The organism is Fluoribacter dumoffii NY 23 (assembly GCF_000236165.1).
GTDB lineage: Bacteria > Pseudomonadota > Gammaproteobacteria > Legionellales > Legionellaceae > Legionella > Legionella dumoffii.
Genome location: NZ_CM001373.1, coordinates 3,140,417 through 3,156,203, shown reverse-complemented (window position 1 = coordinate 3,156,203; position 15,787 = coordinate 3,140,417). Strand labels below are relative to the sequence as shown.

Genomic DNA, 15,787 nt, shown 5'->3' with positions numbered 1-15,787 from the left:
CGGTCTACATAAGAAAAGTGTTCGAAATAGCAGATTTGGAGCACAAGGTGACTATGTCAGCACATTCCCTGTATCGTTGTGAACAAATTAGAGCATGTGAACAACAAGCAGCCTCTTTGTATCAATTAGATGAAAATGAACTCATGTCGAGAGCGGGTTCTGAGGCTTTTTCTCTTATTTTAAAACTGTATCCGCATATTCGATATCTCGCTGTCTATTGTGGCGCAGGGAATAATGCTGGAGATGGATATGTCGTGGCGCGTCTTGCCCATGAGCATGGCTTATTCGTTACCATTTATCAGTGCAAAGCAGTCTCTGACCTTCCCTTGGCAGCGCAGCATGCCGCCTTAATGGCGATAAATGCTGGAGTTGAGTGCCAAGCGGCCGATGAACCTTTAGACAGTGAAGCAGAATTAATTATTGACGCCCTTTTAGGGATTGGTCTGAAAGGACCAGTGCACGGAGTTATTGCCTCGGCAATCCATCAGATAAATGCGAGTGGTCTACCGGTTGTTGCTTTGGACATTCCCTCGGGTCTTAATGCCGATACCGGGGAGGTGCAAAATTTTTGTGTTAAAGCCAATACCACACTAACCTTCATCGCACAGAAGGCGGGTATGTATACCGCTGACGGTCCTGATTATTGTGGCACCATCCATTGTTGTTCGTTACAACTTGATGCATGTGTCTCCGCGCTTACTCCTGCAGCATGCCTTTTAAGCCCGGCAGCTTTATCCTTACCGCTTGCTCGGCGTAAAAAAAATTCACACAAAGGAAACTATGGTCATGTTCTGGTAATTGGAGGCGGTCCAGGCATGCCGGGAGCCGTCAGTTTGGCGGCAAAAGCTGCAATGCGGGCAGGAGCGGGTGCAGTAACTGTTGCAACTTGGCCTGAACATGCAAAGAGCGCCTTATCATTAGTTCCAGAGGCTATGGTGAGCGGAGTAAAAAATGCTAAGGATTTAATGCCTTTCCTGGCACGGGCTACAGTTTGTATAATTGGCCCAGGACTTGGGGAAAGCGACTGGGCAGTTAGTCTATTTTTCGCGGCGATAACCTCGCAATTACCCATGGTTATTGATGCCTCAGCATTAAGATTATTGTCAGCGCACGCCCAATTGGATGATAACTGGATTTTAACTCCGCATCCTGGAGAAGCGGCATGTCTTCTCTCTTGCTCCACTGATCTGATTCAGAAAGATAGATATAAAGCAGCTGCAAATATTCAACAGCAATATGGTGGAGTTGTGGTGATGAAAGGTGCAGGGACGGTGATTCAAACCCCCGAACACGATACCTTTGTGTGCTCTCGAGGCAATCCGGCTATGGCTAGTGCTGGCATGGGGGATGTATTAAGCGGTATTATTGCAGGACTTTGTGCCCAAGGCTTTTCTTTAGCTGATGCGGCGCAATGCGGTGTTTGGGCACATGCGGTTGCTGGAGATCAAATCGCGGAAAAACTGGGGGGCGCTGGATTATTAGCCAGTGACCTATTAGACGTGTTACCTCATATATTAAATTATCCTGAATGATGATAAAGAGCCAATCACAGCAGACAGTACTCACTCTAGATTTAGCCGATGAGGCAGCAAGCGAACAATTCGCCACTCTATTGGCTGCGTGTCTTCATCCTTCCCTGGTCATTACTTTGAGTGGTGATTTGGGCGCAGGGAAAACTACGCTTATTCGTGCCATGCTTAGAGCGCTGGGTGTCCAATCTGCTATTAAAAGCCCTACGTTTTCACTGGTAGAAAGTTATACCTGCAACCATCTAACAATACATCATTTCGATCTCTACCGCATACATCATGAAGAAGAACTGGAATACCTTGGATTCCGGGATTATTTTACCCAGGAGAGCATTTGTTGTATTGAATGGCCTGAAAATGCAGGTAAAACATTGCCGAATGTAGATATAAGTTTTAAGTTAAGTATTAAAGGGGCTGGACGTGAAATGCAAATTACGGCATTGAGTGCAGCGGGTAACAGAATTTTGGCTCGCCTGGCAGGTAAAACATGATGGTTCGCTTATGCTGTTTTATTGTAATGTGTTTCTGCTCCATTGCATCGTATAGTGCTCAGTTGAATTCTATTGTAGTAAAACAACAAGGAAATCAAATCTCACTCTTTTTCACCCTTAATGGGCCATTCACCCATAAGGTATTTTTTTTGAGTAATCCTGAACGAGTGGTACTGGACTTAAAAGAAACACAATTGGCTGTTGATTTAAACCAATTAGGACTAATTAATGGATTAATAAAACAAGTTCGCAGTGGACATTCTGAGCCAAGAACATTGAGACTGGTTTTCGAGGTCAACCAAAAAGTACAATTAAGATCGTCTCCCTGGAAACCCAATGGGGCGTTTGGAGGGGTGCGTGTTGATTTGCTGCATAATGGGCTTGTGCCACCCGCAGCAGCATCTATTTCACCAAAACCGGTGCCATTAGCAGCAAAAAAATTCAATACCCCCACAATAAAGAAATCCCAACAAATGGTGCCGGTAAAAGTCGAGGCAAAACAGGCAACACGCCCTATTTTAGCCCATCAACAACCCGTTAAAATTAGCAATAAACCTTCGAACTTGCGTGATGTTATTGTTGTTCTGGATGCAGGCCATGGAGGTAAAGATCCTGGTGCCCGCGGTCCAAGAAACAGTCGCGAAAAAGATGTGGTATTGGCAATTACCTTAAAGCTGAAACAATTAATTGACAGGCAGCCGGGGATGCGAGCGGTATTAACCCGCTCCGGAGATTATTATGTGGGTCTGAGACAACGCCTGGATATTGCTCGAAAATACAATGGGGATGTTTTTGTGGCCATCCATGCGGATGCATTTAATAATCCTCATTCCAATGGGGCGTCAGTTTTTGCTTTATCACAACGTGGTGCAACTAGTGAAGCGGCGCGTTGGCTTGCGGAAAAAGAAAACTATTCCGAATTAGGTGGTGTTAATTTAGGCGATTTGGATGATCAGAATGGAGTTGTGCGTTCGGTTCTTATTGATTTGTCCCAAACGGCTACGATTAACTCCGGATTGCAAATGGGGGGACGGGTACTCAATCAACTCGGAAACTTTACCAATTTACATAATAACAAAGTGGAGCAAGCCGGATTTGTAGTTTTGAAATCTGCCGATATTCCCTCAATTTTGGTGGAAACTGGTTTTATTTCCAATCCTGTAGAAGAGCGAAATTTAACCAACCCTGCTTATCAGTCCCGCTTGAGCCAGGCAATTTTTCAGGGCATTAAAGGGTATTTCTGGGAGAATCCCCCTCATGGGTCACGTATCGAGGCCATGACTACCAATAATATACATTACGTGCGAGCTGGGGAAACACTGCCTGCTATAGCTGCCCGCTATCGTGTTTCAGTTGCAGCACTCCAATCCACGAATCATTTACGCGGCATTACCCGGCTTAAGCCGGGACAAAAATTGGTGATACCTCCGGCATGGGCATAAGAATTCATCAATTACCGCCTCTTATTGCAAATCAAATTGCTGCGGGCGAAGTAATAGAGCGACCGGCATCAGTAGTTAAAGAACTATTGGAAAATTCTTTTGATGCAGGCGCTGATACGATTACGATTGAAATCGGTTATGGTGGTCTGAATCAAATTAAAGTCATTGATAATGGAATAGGGATCGTGGCCGAAGATCTGCCTTTAGCAATTGCCGCACATGCCACCAGTAAAATTACTAGGCTTGAAGATTTATATGCAATTGACAGCATGGGTTTTCGTGGGGAAGCGTTGGCGAGTATTGCTTCGGTAGCAAAAGTTGCGATTAGTTCGAAGACGGAACACCAGGAGACGGCAATGATGCTGCGGGTGCAGGGAACGGAACGTTCGGTTTCTCCCTGTGCTCGTAGTGTGGGGACAACAGTGGATGTTGTTGATTTATTTTTTAATGCCCCGGTCCGAAAACGGTTTCTAAAAAGTGAAAAACTTGAATTTCAAGCAATAGAAACGGTAGTGAAACGTTTTGCTTTAAGCGCTCCTGGGATTGCCCTGACTCTAAAACATAATGGCAAACAGGTTTTATCATTACCTGCAGTAACCAGCGAACAAACCCGCTTAACTCGAATAACTCGAATCTTAGGAAGCGCTTTTGTTAAAGAGGCCATTTATCTTGACGTGGAACATGAGGCAATGACACTTTGTGGATGGATAAGTGGTTCTAATTTTCAACGCAGCCAAAATGATCGATTATGGGTATATATCAACCAGCGCATGGTAAAAGATAAGTTGATTAACCAGGCATTGAAGCAGGCTTATGATGGCTTGCTACACCCTGGGCGTTTTCCTGCTTGTGTGTTGTACTTGACAATGAACCCTGCAGAAGTGGATGTAAATGTGCATCCCACCAAACATGAGGTACGTTTTCAGCAACCGCGATTGGTTTTTAACTTTTTTACTTCTCAATTGCTTTCTGCACTAAAATCAAAAAATAATGTGTCGGAAGAAGTATCCTATAAGTTATTTGAGCAGCCAAGTCAAAATATAGCCCCAGATATTTACGAGCCTTACCCCCACCAACTCGCTGAGATAAGCAAAGGTATTGATAACCAGAAAAGCAATCTATCCTGGGTTATTTTAAACAATCGATATGTTTTGGTATTCATCTTGCAAGAACCATGTGTTGTGGACCTGGTTGCTCTCTACCAATATTGGATCAGGGAACAACTCGGCCAAGCGAGTTTACCTTTGGCAAGCAGACCTTTATTAGTTCCAATTCGTTATTCTTTACCGCCTAAACTCCAAGACAATGCGAGCAAGTTACAGCACTGGCTTATGCTATTAGGAATTAATCTTGAGTGGGTAGGGGAACATGAAGCATTTATTCATAGTATCCCTCTGTGTCTGCCATATTTGAACTTACGATTATTTTTGAATTCTATTGCTGATTGTGAAGTAGTCCAGCAGCATCAATTACTCGAGTTACTGAATCAATCACAAACTTTTGATCTTCACCATTTAAATATTGAGGAGAAAGTGGAATTAAATGAGTTATTGCTTAGACTATATAAAGAAAAGAATAGGCACACCGGATTACTTAAAGAATTAACTAATGAAGAATGCAGGAAATTACTACATGCCTGAGAAAAAGCTATTGTCAGGCCTTCGCGTGCGTTTTTTAAATTGAGATGATGAATGGGTAAATTAATTTTTTGTTTGATGGGACCTACTGCCTCAGGGAAAACGGCTTTGGCTTGTGAATTGGTGACACGTTATCCTTTTGAAATAATCAGTGTTGATTCGGCAATGATTTATAAAGATATGGATATTGGGACTGCCAAACCAACCCTCCAGGAATTGCATAGAGCCCCCCATCATTTAATTGATATCAAAAATCCTGTTGAATCTTACTCCGCAGCTCAATTTTGCACTGATGCATTATCCTTATGTGATGAGATAAGCAAAAAAGGCAAGGTCCCACTTCTTGTCGGGGGAACGATGATGTATTTTAATGCTCTGCAAAAAGGGTTATCTACTTTGCCAGAGGCGGATCCCATGATACGTCAGCAAATAGAAGAAGAAGCTTCTTTATATGGTTGGCCTGCCCTCCATCAAAAATTGCAAGATATTGATCCTGTCTCTGCCGGGCGTATTCATGCTCATGATGCACAACGAATTCAAAGAGCATTAGAAATCTATTATTTGACGGGAAAAACCCGCACCTCTTTTCTTGTTCAAGAAAATAAAAAAAGTGATTATCATTTTATAAATTTTATTCTTTTTCCGGAACACAGAGCTTGGTTGCATGAACGAATTGCCCAACGTTTTGATCATATGTTGGCTGCAGGTTTTATTGAAGAAGTGAACCGTTTACAGCAAAAATGGGATTTAACCATGAACCTGCCGGCAATGCGTTGTGTAGGGTATAGACAGGCACTTGAGTATTTACATGGTGATTTGGATTATTCCCTAATGCGTGACAAAGGGGTTGCTGCGACCCGGCAATTGGCAAAACGTCAATTAACCTGGCTTAGACATTGGGAGGATGCTTATTATTATGATCCACAAAATGAGGGTTTTCGTGATGAGATTATAGCGAAAATCGGGGAAATATTAGATAATCCTAGCAAACACGTTTTAAAGGAGCATCATGTTAGAAGCTAAAAAAGAACCAGCATGTACAGACAAAAATTATGTAGTCCATCGTAACGAATTACCTTTGAGTTGTCCAACAAAGGATATGGTATTATGGAATGCACATCCCAAGGTATATTTGCCTATTGAAAAAACCGGGATAGAAGTTTGTCCTTATTGCGGCGCGCGGTTTGTTTTACAGAATGATTAAATCGATTTGTATTGTTCGTTTATCTGCTTTAGGTGATGTGCTCATGGCTGTACCGCTCATTAGAACGTTACAAGCCAGTCTTCCACAAGCCAGATTGACCTGGATCATTTCCAAACCTGCCTTTGATTTGGTGGAGGGAATGGAAGGAGTTGAGTTCATTCTCATCGATAAACCGAACAACGTTGCAGACTATTGGCGCTTTAAAAAGCAAATGAAAGGGCGCAGTTTTGATGTATTGCTAGCGCCTCAGGCAAGTCTAAGGACTAATTTTCTCTATCCGTTTATCAAGGCAAAGCGAAAGATAGGCTACGATGAACATCGTGCGAACGATGCCCATGGTTACTTTGTTAATGAGCGCATTACCCCCGGTTTGGAACATACCTTGGATGGTTTTTTAAAATTTGCGCAGGCTTTGGGAATAAAGGAGCGGGTCATTCGCTGGGATTTACCCATTTCTCCTGCAGATTATGAATGGGCCGAACAGCAATTACCAAAACAAGGTCCCATTTTGGTAATTAATCCTGCAGCCAGCAAGCCTGAAAGGAGTTGGCCTGTTGAGCGGTATATCGAAGTCTTGCAACGAGCCCAAGAAAAATGGAATGTGCAAGTTGTTATTACTGGGGGCCCTATTGCTTTTGACCAGTATTTGGCCGAACAAATTACCAAGGTTATTCCCGCGGTTAATCTTGTTGGCAGGAGCAAACCCAAGCAGTTATTGGCACTCATTAGTAAAGCAACCGTAGTCCTTTGTCCTGACACAGGTCCCTCTCATATGTCGACTGCTGTAAACACACCGGTAATTGCCCTGCATGCTGTGACTAATCCCCTTATTTCTGGTCCTTATCTTTTTCAACATCTGGTAGTAAATCGTTATCCTGAAGCAGTAGAAAAAATTCTCGGCAGTAAACGAATTGAAGATGTTTGGGGACAGCATGTCCATGGTGAAGAGCCTATGCGATTAATATCTGTTGATGAGGTAATGGAAAAATTGTCCCTGGTTTTGGATAAGAAGCCCACAGAACAAATTTTGTAGCCGGAAAGAACGTTCCATTCCGGCCTCTTTGATTATAATCCCGCTCTATTTATATACTGGCTCACTGAGATTGGTTTGGCGGGGACCAAGTTCTACGTCATTATTTTCCTTACCAAAGCAACTATCCCAAAAGGAGTAGGCTGACTTGTTTGGCCGCGGTTTAGGATGAATAGGAGGACTTTGATCAAAGGAGTAGTCCTCCTGGCATGCCGGGGTAAGTTTATGAATTTTGGAATGTGATGATTCTGACGGGGAGCTTGCCTCGTGATATTGCTTGGTGGCTTCCTCCAAATGTTCCAGAGGTTGCTCTTTAAAACGGTAAACATTCATCAAAATCATACATGCTTGGAGAATCATCAATGAAACACCAACTACTGGATTAATGGTCACGCCCAAAGCAACGAGTAAGCCACCCGAAACCAGAATGGAACTGAGGTTGTAAAGCAAACTCATGGTCAGATTTTGATTGATGTTGGATACAGTTTGTTTCGAGATCGCAAAAGCTGATGCAACTGGCAATAATGTTCCAGTATGAATCACAATACCTGCTGCCTCCCGAGTGACTTCATCACTGCCATAAGACTCTACCGCAATGCCTAAATCGCTTAACTTTATTGCCGGGGTATCATTTCCAGCATCACCTATCATGGCTACTTTATGACCTTTTTTCCGTAAATCGAGAATACGGGCAGTTTTTGATTGTTTTCCTTCCATAGAGCTGGGTACACAGCCGGCATAAACTTGCTCAATACCAAGTGCCTGAGCATAGCGTTGAGCGGTTTCTTCATCTGCTCCGGTACATAAACAGATTTTTTTCCCCATGTCCTTTAATGCGCGAATAGTGCACGCCGCATCTTCACGAAGAGGATCCGTCATGACCATAAATCCAATCACTATATTATTGCGAGCGACATAAACTATCTGATCCCCTGCCTCCAGGGTGGGTTGTTGGAGCCTGGGGGGTATGAATATCCTTTTTTCTCTCATCAAAGTCATACTGCCAATGACATAATCATTATCCTGGATGCGGCCGGAAATTCCAGAGTGATGAGACTCGTCGAGTTCGGTAATTTCAAAAATTTGTTCATTATACTGATTGGCGAAAGAATAGATGGCTTGGCCTATGGGATGGGCTGCATTTTTCTCAAGGGCGCTGCAATAAGAGAGGAACTCTAACTCCGAAAGATTACTTTCGTCAAAAATATACAGCCTTTTAACACTGGGGATTCCTGTGGTCAGGGTACCATTCAAATCAAAAACAACGGTGTCCATTTGTTCTGCGAGTTGTAATGTTTTGGCACTATTAAATTGCACCCCGTTTTCTGCAGCTTTATGCATCCCTGTTTTAACCGCCAAAGGGGTAATTAAACCCAAAGTACAAGGGCAGGCGCTTACCAAAACAGATACTGCACACTGGATAGCTATCGCAGCAGGATAAAAGAGGCCAATAACTATTCCTGAGGCAATGGCTAATGCAATTACGGCGGGGATGAAGTAGGTTAACAATTTGCCTGTTTTTATTTCAATGGGAGCTTTTTCCAGCGCTGATGCTTCTATAGCGGAATCAAGGCGCGCAAGATAAGAGTCTTTTTGAGTTTTCGTGACCCGAATAGCTAATGGAGTTGCATTACTGGCCAGGCGCATGCCAGCCAAAACTTTTGCTTGGGGAGGAAAATTAAAGGGGAGAGTAGCCCCTGTGATGATGGTATTGTAAATGATACTATCATTTTCGCATATTCCATCAAGAGGAATTATTTCTCCAGCATGTACAATAATTACATCATTTTCATTGATAAGTGCTAAATTAATTTCATCAACACCGGTTGCACTTTTTTTTCTGACTACTTTAGGCGCTCTGTCCTGAAATTTTGCTGTACCAATTTTTTCTTTTATGGTGTTCTCTATCGCGATACCTATATGCCTAAAGCCATAAATAAGTAAACCTGCTTCAAACATCATGGGAAGCCAAGGCACAAATAAAGAAGCAATCGAAAAGACAAGGATGGAGGCGGTACTGAGCGCGAATAAACTATCCATGGTCAAGATCTTGCTCTTGGTCAGTTTTATCCAGGCCTCATAATAGGAGTTTGCTCCTAGCACCAAGGTTAATAAAGTACTAAATACAGCAAGAGAAGCCATGAAGGCCAGTGATAATCCGCTTGTACTGAGGCAAATGATGAGTACGGCCAATCCTGATACACAACCTAGCCCACCAAGAAACCAGTGTGAGCTGACGATTTTTTTGCTTTTATTGAATATTTTTTGTAAGAAGATTGGATGCTCCGCTTGCAAGGGAGCTTCGCTTTTTTTATCGGGTTGATAGTCATGCTCTCTGCATGTAAAGCCGACTTCCTCTATATTTTCCTTGATTTCCAACCAAATTTCCTTGTCGGTTCGGGTATCCTCATCAACCTTAAGAATTACTGTTGTCTTTTTGGGATCTGCTGTTGTGACGTCAGCATGGAAATGTATCAATCTATCGGAGAATTGTTTTTTTAAGAATTGTTCAATAGTTCCACTACAATTGGCACAGTGCATCCCATCGACATAAAAAATATAGTTTTTGGATTTAGGCATATTGGCTCGTCAACTAAGGGTTAATTTAATAAGATTTGACAGTTTTCTTAGAATTGTTGGGTCATTGTTTTTTAAACTTACCTCATATGTTTTCTGTGCCTGCTTGTCCTCATGAAAGAAACGGTGAAATAGTTTTCTCTTAAAAACAGGAAGTTACAATGTGCATGAAATCATATCATATGTAACATTTTTTGCACCATTTATTTTAATAATATTAAGAAAGCCTGTGGTAAGAGAAGGGGAGTTTTTAGCAAAGGGTTATAGGAGATGGGTAAAATTAATATTGAATCCAGGATGAAAGTGTTTCTTTCATCCTGGAGAAGTTTAGGTTATTGAGTTGTAAAATCAGTAGAGGGAGCGCCTGTACGAACACTTTGTAGCAATAAGATACTGTTTGTCATGAGTAGACGTTCGTGAACCTGACGATCTAAATAAAGTTGATAGTTAATCTCCGCGAGTAAAATAGCAATTTCTTTTTCTACGGTAGCAGGGGCTGCATTGTTAATTTTATTAATCCATTGACTCCCGCCGCTACTGCTTGTGCCCGTATTGCTGGGAGTACCTGAAGTAGAAGATCCTTCGGCATTTTCAGTAGCAGGAGTATATAGCCTCCAGGTAGCCATATTAAACTCACTTAATGCTTGACTCATTGGAGTCGCATTTTCAGAACCACCAGTACCTCCTTGGCCCCCGGTACCTCCACCAGTTTGATTTTTTGAGGTCTGCGGCATTCTTTTTGACATGATGTAATAAAGGTTACCTAATCCCACAGAACTTTGTGCTGCGTAAGTACGCAAGCTTGCAAGATATCGACCCAGTGTTTGCTGCGCTTGCAATTGTTGGGTTTTGTCTTTGCTTGTAGTTTTTTGGAACATCTGATCGTAATCATATTTTCTTGGTAATTTTATAGGAACCGCAGCACCTGAAACATAACGGATAAAGTTAGCAGCGAGTTGTTCTTGATTTTGAGCGGTGAGTCCATTGTTTGAAGATCCTCCTCCAAGGCTCTGGGTGGAATACATCAATGGGCCAGTTAAGGCGTTGCTATTAAGTTGATTTAAAAATTGGGTAATGTAATCAGGTGAAAAAAAAGTCATTGCATTAGGAATTTCTCCCACGACATTCGTAGAAACTAAAGTTTCATAATTATACCCACACCCGTCAATGAACTTGGTGGGAACCTGATTATAATCCATACAATAGGTGTAATCCGGTGTTCCTAAAATATTTAACACCGCTTGGGATACAGGATCTTGCTGATAAAAAGTTTTGGAACTTTGAGGGTTAGACCCTTGAGTAACAACTTTTCCCTGATCGATTAAAGGATTCACGGTGACTTGAGCTGCGGTAGCCCCAGAACTAGAGGCGCCGTTATAGCCTTGAAAGGTATTGTTAACCTGTCCATTAATAACCGATGCAGTAGGAATATCATTAGGCACTAGCTGATCATAGGGGTTAGCGGTACCCGAGCTATCGCCGCCGGCAAAAGTATTTACGGGTATTGCTCCCAGATAAGTGTAAAACAAGGCGGTTTGTGCCAGTTGGGCGACTGGTAAGTTGACAAGGTTATAATTAAAAGTATAGGTTTGTGGATTTGAAGGAGGTTGAGTTACATCAAAACCGAGATAAGTACCAAAATTTTGGAAATATTCTACTAGTTTTTGGGTGTTGGTTGATAATTGTTGTTGATTATAGATGCTGGTAGAATTGTCTGCTACAACAGGAAAAGCAGTAAAAAAAAACAAATTAAGCAATACAACTTTAGACGGTAATTTCATTTATTCTTCCCCTTCAAGTGCACGTAAAACTAGTTTTAGACGGTACTGACAAAAAACTCGGGACAACAACCTCAGACGTTCAAAAACAATGTTTCGTTTAAGAAACACTCCGGCTGGATCATGGCTTCCAGTGCTTGTTTCCTCGGCATGAATTAAAACACGTGAGGCACTCCCTGGATGAACTGTATCAATCGCTTGCAGTAAACGCAGTCCCCGACCTGATTTTATATTTCCAACAATGCGTATAAATTTCTCTTCTTCGGCTAAGAGTCCCATGTCAACCTTTTCTATGTCATCAAGTTCTTTGCCTAATTGTTCCATGGCCTGTTCAAATTCTGGATTTCCATCGAGAGTCCAGTCTTCGACACTTTCCATAAAAGTGATCACTCTGTAGATCATCGGATCAACATATTCAAACCAATATTGTGCGGATGCTTTATGACTAAGATCTGGCATTTTTTACTCTTTCTTTACTTTAAATTAGCGGATGGACGAAACCACTACTTACTACTATAGTATATTATGAAAGGTAAAAGAAAGAAGTAAAAAATATGAAAAAGCAGTCGAGAATAGTTAAACTATTTGCAACAATAATTAATGTGCGTAGGTGGTTCGATTGGGAGCGAATGAAAGCTTTCACCTTGTATTTGGGAAATGGCTTTAAACGTTTATTCATACCACAGAAAGCAACTCAAAATGAGTCATTTAACGAAGCTGTGAAACTGCTAAATCTTACTGATGAAAATATAATTTCCAAACAAAAAGCGTTGTTTCGCTTAAGTATTATCATGTTGTTAGCCGCTATTGTAATTTTGGGATACGCTGGGTATCAGCTTTTTTATGGCTCGATAAGGGCGTTTCTTGTGAGTCTTATCGTCACTATGATTGCACTTGTTTTAGCCTTCCGTTACCACTTCTGGTATTTTCAAATGAAAAATCGAAAATTAGGGTGTACCTTTAATGAATGGTATAGGCAAGGGTTGTTAGGAGAAAAGAAATGAAAAGGTTGTTAGGTACTCTACTTCTCCTTTTATTTCCTGGTTTGGTCCTGGCTGATAGCTCTTTGAGTTTTGCGCCTCCTGCCAGCGATTATTCAGTAGTATTTCTTGGCAATTTATTTGGTGTTGTTGATGGGGTTTTAAGTGGCACCGGCAGCCAAATCATGGGCAGTATGTTTGCGGTTTTTAACGCTGCTGTTTTGGCATTGGGCGGCATCATTATCATGTATACTCTCATGGTAGCAACCATGAATACTGCTCACGAAGGGCAGATGCTTGGACAAAAATGGTCTTCAATCTGGATCCCCATCCGTTCTACTGTAGGTTTGGCATTATTGATCCCTAAAACTTCCGGCTATTGCCTGATGCAGGTTTTTGTGATGTGGGTTGTTGTCCAGGGAGTAGGAGCCGCAGATAAAGTATGGGATGCGGCTTTAAGCTATTTGAACCGTGGGGGTGTTATTATTCAGGCGCAACAGATAAATCCTGCCTCCGAACTGACGAATAATTCCTCAGGCTCAGGGGTCGGGGGTGTTGCAACCGGTGCTATAAACATACTTGCTGGCCAAGTTTGTATGTTGGGCTTGCAAACTCAACTGACGAATCAAAGACAAGCCCTTCTTGATGCACAAGCAAAACAAACAGGAGCTTGTTATTCAGCGACTGAAGGTTCTTCCATGCAGCAATTTTGTAACACCGTAGTTCCAGACTTCTTGAGTTCGGTCAATGCTATTGCTATTCAAGATGCCTCTCCATATGATAGTTCCTGGAAGGCACCAATGCCTAATTTACCTTCTTCTTCTCCGTACAGTTTTTTAAATGGTATTTGTGGCACCATCACCTGGAAAAGCATTTCTAGCCTAAATTCAAATTTTGGTACGCTTCCTGCCAAACCCACTTCAGGAAATAATGTTAAAGTTGGAAATAATACCTTAACGCCTTCTGAAATTTTAGCAACGCAACTTTCCCGGGCGGTGGCAATTCAGCAAATGTATACCGACTTGAGTACAGTAGCTCGAAGCATGATAAGTAATGACCCGCAAATGTCCACTGCAACGACTAATAATAGCACTTCGACACCTTATTCGGCTGTTGCAAATGAGCAATTTGGGGTTCCTTACAAACAAAATGGTACAGTTTGTCAAAGCTATAACAGTGGCACTGCAGAAAAAGATAGATGTATTATTTGGGGACCTGTACAAGGGACTGCAATTGGTGGAACCTTATTTAACGGTACAGAATTGATCAATGCGATCAACAGTTACAACGGCATCATGATGCCAACAGTGAATCTCTCACGCCTGATTAATTCAGCTTCCAACGATAATAAATCTACCGAGTTTATCAACAAGGCCATGACGCAGGGATGGATTATGGCTGGAGCGTATTTCTTTAATCTGGTGCAAATTCAGGGCACATCTTCAATCACCAATGCCGGTCAGACAGATTCCAACACCGGCTTGGATGGAAGTACGTTTGATCCCACTGCATTAACAAGTCCCTTTGTTGTGGGTAATGACAATAAAATCGTCTGTGGCCCAGGAAACATGACTGATCAAGGCAAGGATTTTACAAAGTTATGTACTTGGTTTAATCAGGATAATACTGCTGTAAACCAAATACAGGCTTTGATTACGACAACCTCACCTCCTAAAAAACCAGCCTGGTCATCCAGTATGACTTTAGTTGATAGTGCGCCTTCATCTACTGTATATGGTTTCCTCAATAATGCACTGATGATGCAAACCCCTGGCCAACCTGGTGTTAAACCACTCACCTTTGCTAACAGTATCAATTTCAGTGTGAATACTTCGTTGTACCGGTTGGAGCGCCAAAACTTTTCTTGTGGTGAAGTAAAACCGTTCTTCTCAATATGTTTGGGGCAAATACTCGGAAACATCTTCTATAACATCATTTTGGTAACCATTTATAACCTGTTCCTCGATATCTTTGGTCAAATTATCAATAGCGTGGTTATGGCTTTCTTGATGATTCCCTTACAAGGGATGGCAACTATCTTTCAACAGGGACTGCAAATTATCGCCCAGCCTGGGGTGAACCCTGTAGTTGCGTTAGCTAACATGGGAAATGAATACATCAATTTTGCGGGTAACTTATGGATGCTCTTGTTGAATATGGCAGTATCCAGTGCGCTGATCCCGGTATTTGGAATCTTTATCTTTGCGATGATGTCCCTGGCCATGCCTTTGGTAATCGCCTGGGTGGGGGTAATGGTCAGTGTAGGTTTTACTACCGCCTATTACATCCCTATTTTACCTTATATGATTTTTACCTTTGGTGCATTGGGTTGGTTAATCTCGGTAATCGAAGCGATGGTTGCTGCCCCTATTGTTGCCTTAGGTGTGACCCACCCTGAAGGGCATGATGCCTTTGGTAAGGGTGAGGCAGCGATTATGATCCTCGTTAATGTGTTCCTAAGACCTTCCATGATGATAATTGGCTATATTTCTGCGATCGCCTTATCTTATGTGGGCGTGTGGGTTTTGAATGCGGGTTATGATCAGGCAATTGCGTTTATACAACAGGAAAATACTAATAGCGCTACCCTCTTAGGGGGAGTCTGGGCGGCTGGCGGCACCGATTCACCTTCTGGTACCGGCGGATATACAGACTGGGCTGGAATTTATGCCTTCTTCTTCTCGATATTAACTTATACTACCTTGTACCTGGTAATCATCCAAAAAGCTTTTACCTTAATCTCCTATTTACCTGATAAGGTTTTGCGCTGGATTGGAGGTACCCCGGAAAGCTTGGGTCAAGAAACCGCACAATGGGGTGAAGAAGTAAAAGGTAAAGTGGGTGAAGGCGCTAAAGAAACCACAACCGCACAAGGACAAATTGATAAGACGCTGGGTGGTTATGGTGTGAAAGGCGTTGGTATGGCTAAAGGCATGATCGGTAAAGCTGGCGGCGGCGGCGATGTTTCTGCTCAAGGTAATTCGACCCCGAGCCAGCCTGAAGGCAATGATAATAAATCAGGTTCACCTAAGACATCCGGTGGCCAGGACTTAGGGGGTGCGGATAACGTATCTCCGATAACCAAGTAGAATTGGTCGTGTTAAAATAATTTCATTTAG

12 protein-coding genes are annotated in these 15,787 nt (G+C 42.3%); 9 read left to right on the top strand and 3 right to left on the bottom strand.

Going from position 1 to position 15,787, the window contains the following annotated elements; all coding sequences use genetic code 11:
* The first annotated feature begins 53 nt into the window (after positions 1–53).
* The 7 genes from KYQ_RS14325 to KYQ_RS14295 are packed head-to-tail and all read left to right on the top strand — an operon-like array spanning position 54 to position 7,336.
* Complete coding sequence (locus KYQ_RS14325) at positions 54–1,532, top strand: bifunctional ADP-dependent NAD(P)H-hydrate dehydratase/NAD(P)H-hydrate epimerase (RefSeq protein ID WP_010652454.1); 1,479 nt, start codon at positions 54–56, stop codon at positions 1,530–1,532.
* The gene (gene tsaE / locus KYQ_RS14320) at positions 1,529–2,020 is read left to right on the top strand and encodes a tRNA (adenosine(37)-N6)-threonylcarbamoyltransferase complex ATPase subunit type 1 TsaE (protein WP_010652455.1); all 492 of its coding nucleotides are present in this window, start codon (positions 1,529–1,531) and stop codon (positions 2,018–2,020) included. Before KYQ_RS14325 ends, tsaE begins: the two co-directional genes overlap by 4 nt.
* Positions 2,017–3,462 (top strand): N-acetylmuramoyl-L-alanine amidase, encoded by a 1,446-nt coding sequence (locus tag KYQ_RS14315; RefSeq protein WP_029489065.1) that lies wholly within the window; start codon positions 2,017–2,019, stop codon positions 3,460–3,462. The genes tsaE and KYQ_RS14315 overlap by 4 nt, the downstream gene beginning before the upstream one ends.
* On the top strand, positions 3,453–5,102 hold the full coding sequence (gene mutL, locus KYQ_RS14310) for a DNA mismatch repair endonuclease MutL (RefSeq protein WP_010652457.1): 1,650 nt from the start codon (positions 3,453–3,455) through the stop codon (positions 5,100–5,102). The genes KYQ_RS14315 and mutL overlap by 10 nt, the downstream gene beginning before the upstream one ends.
* A gap of 51 nt (positions 5,103–5,153) precedes the next feature.
* Positions 5,154–6,122: a tRNA (adenosine(37)-N6)-dimethylallyltransferase MiaA gene (gene miaA / locus KYQ_RS14305; protein WP_010652458.1), complete on the top strand. Its 969-nt coding sequence runs from the start codon at positions 5,154–5,156 to the stop codon at positions 6,120–6,122.
* Entirely contained in the window at positions 6,109–6,303 is a 195-nt protein-coding gene (locus KYQ_RS14300; RefSeq protein WP_010652459.1) for a zinc-finger domain-containing protein, read from the top strand. The genes miaA and KYQ_RS14300 overlap by 14 nt, the downstream gene beginning before the upstream one ends.
* Positions 6,296–7,336 (top strand): glycosyltransferase family 9 protein, encoded by a 1,041-nt coding sequence (locus tag KYQ_RS14295; protein WP_010652460.1) that lies wholly within the window; start codon positions 6,296–6,298, stop codon positions 7,334–7,336. Before KYQ_RS14300 ends, KYQ_RS14295 begins: the two co-directional genes overlap by 8 nt.
* Before the next feature lie 45 nt (positions 7,337–7,381).
* Here KYQ_RS14295 and KYQ_RS14290 read toward each other — a convergent pair whose 3' ends face one another.
* The 3 genes from KYQ_RS14290 to icmW form a co-directional block, all read right to left on the bottom strand.
* Positions 7,382–9,913: a heavy metal translocating P-type ATPase gene (locus KYQ_RS14290; protein WP_010652461.1), complete on the bottom strand. Its 2,532-nt coding sequence runs from the start codon at positions 9,911–9,913 to the stop codon at positions 7,382–7,384.
* A 329-nt stretch (positions 9,914–10,242) separates the two neighbouring features.
* On the bottom strand, positions 10,243–11,691 hold the full coding sequence (gene icmX / locus KYQ_RS14285) for a type IVB secretion system protein IcmX (protein ID WP_010652462.1): 1,449 nt from the start codon (positions 11,689–11,691) through the stop codon (positions 10,243–10,245).
* Positions 11,692–12,147, bottom strand: a complete 456-nt coding sequence (gene icmW / locus KYQ_RS14280; RefSeq protein ID WP_010652463.1) for a type IVB secretion system protein IcmW — start codon at positions 12,145–12,147, stop codon at positions 11,692–11,694.
* Positions 12,148–12,242: 95 nt separating this feature from the next.
* Here icmW and icmV point away from each other — a divergent pair, with 95 nt between their 5' ends.
* Complete coding sequence (icmV, locus tag KYQ_RS14275) at positions 12,243–12,692, top strand: type IVB secretion system protein IcmV (protein WP_010652464.1); 450 nt, start codon at positions 12,243–12,245, stop codon at positions 12,690–12,692.
* Positions 12,689–15,757 carry a type IVB secretion system protein DotA gene (gene dotA / locus KYQ_RS14270; protein ID WP_010652465.1) on the top strand — a complete coding sequence of 1,023 codons (3,069 nt, stop codon included), beginning with the start codon at positions 12,689–12,691 and terminating at the stop codon, positions 15,755–15,757. Before icmV ends, dotA begins: the two co-directional genes overlap by 4 nt.
* Positions 15,758–15,787 lie beyond the last annotated feature (30 nt).

Bases quoted from the DNA above. Each gene is read 5' to 3' on its own strand.
- KYQ_RS14325 (WP_010652454.1), top strand. From the start codon at position 54: ATGTCAGCACATTCCCTGTATCGTTGTGAACAAATTAGAGCATGTGAA.
- mutL (WP_010652457.1), top strand. From the start codon at position 3,453: ATGGGCATAAGAATTCATCAATTACCGCCTCTTATTGCAAATCAAATT.
- icmW (WP_010652463.1), bottom strand. From the start codon at position 12,147: ATGCCAGATCTTAGTCATAAAGCATCCGCACAATATTGGTTTGAATAT.
- KYQ_RS14315 (WP_029489065.1), top strand. From the start codon at position 2,017: ATGATGGTTCGCTTATGCTGTTTTATTGTAATGTGTTTCTGCTCCATT.
- miaA (WP_010652458.1), top strand. From the start codon at position 5,154: ATGGGTAAATTAATTTTTTGTTTGATGGGACCTACTGCCTCAGGGAAA.
- KYQ_RS14300 (WP_010652459.1), top strand. From the start codon at position 6,109: ATGTTAGAAGCTAAAAAAGAACCAGCATGTACAGACAAAAATTATGTA.
- tsaE (WP_010652455.1), top strand. From the start codon at position 1,529: ATGATGATAAAGAGCCAATCACAGCAGACAGTACTCACTCTAGATTTA.
- icmV (WP_010652464.1), top strand. From the start codon at position 12,243: ATGAAAAAGCAGTCGAGAATAGTTAAACTATTTGCAACAATAATTAAT.
- dotA (WP_010652465.1), top strand. From the start codon at position 12,689: ATGAAAAGGTTGTTAGGTACTCTACTTCTCCTTTTATTTCCTGGTTTG.
- KYQ_RS14295 (WP_010652460.1), top strand. From the start codon at position 6,296: ATGATTAAATCGATTTGTATTGTTCGTTTATCTGCTTTAGGTGATGTG.
- icmX (WP_010652462.1), bottom strand. From the start codon at position 11,691: ATGAAATTACCGTCTAAAGTTGTATTGCTTAATTTGTTTTTTTTTACT.
- KYQ_RS14290 (WP_010652461.1), bottom strand. From the start codon at position 9,913: ATGCCTAAATCCAAAAACTATATTTTTTATGTCGATGGGATGCACTGT.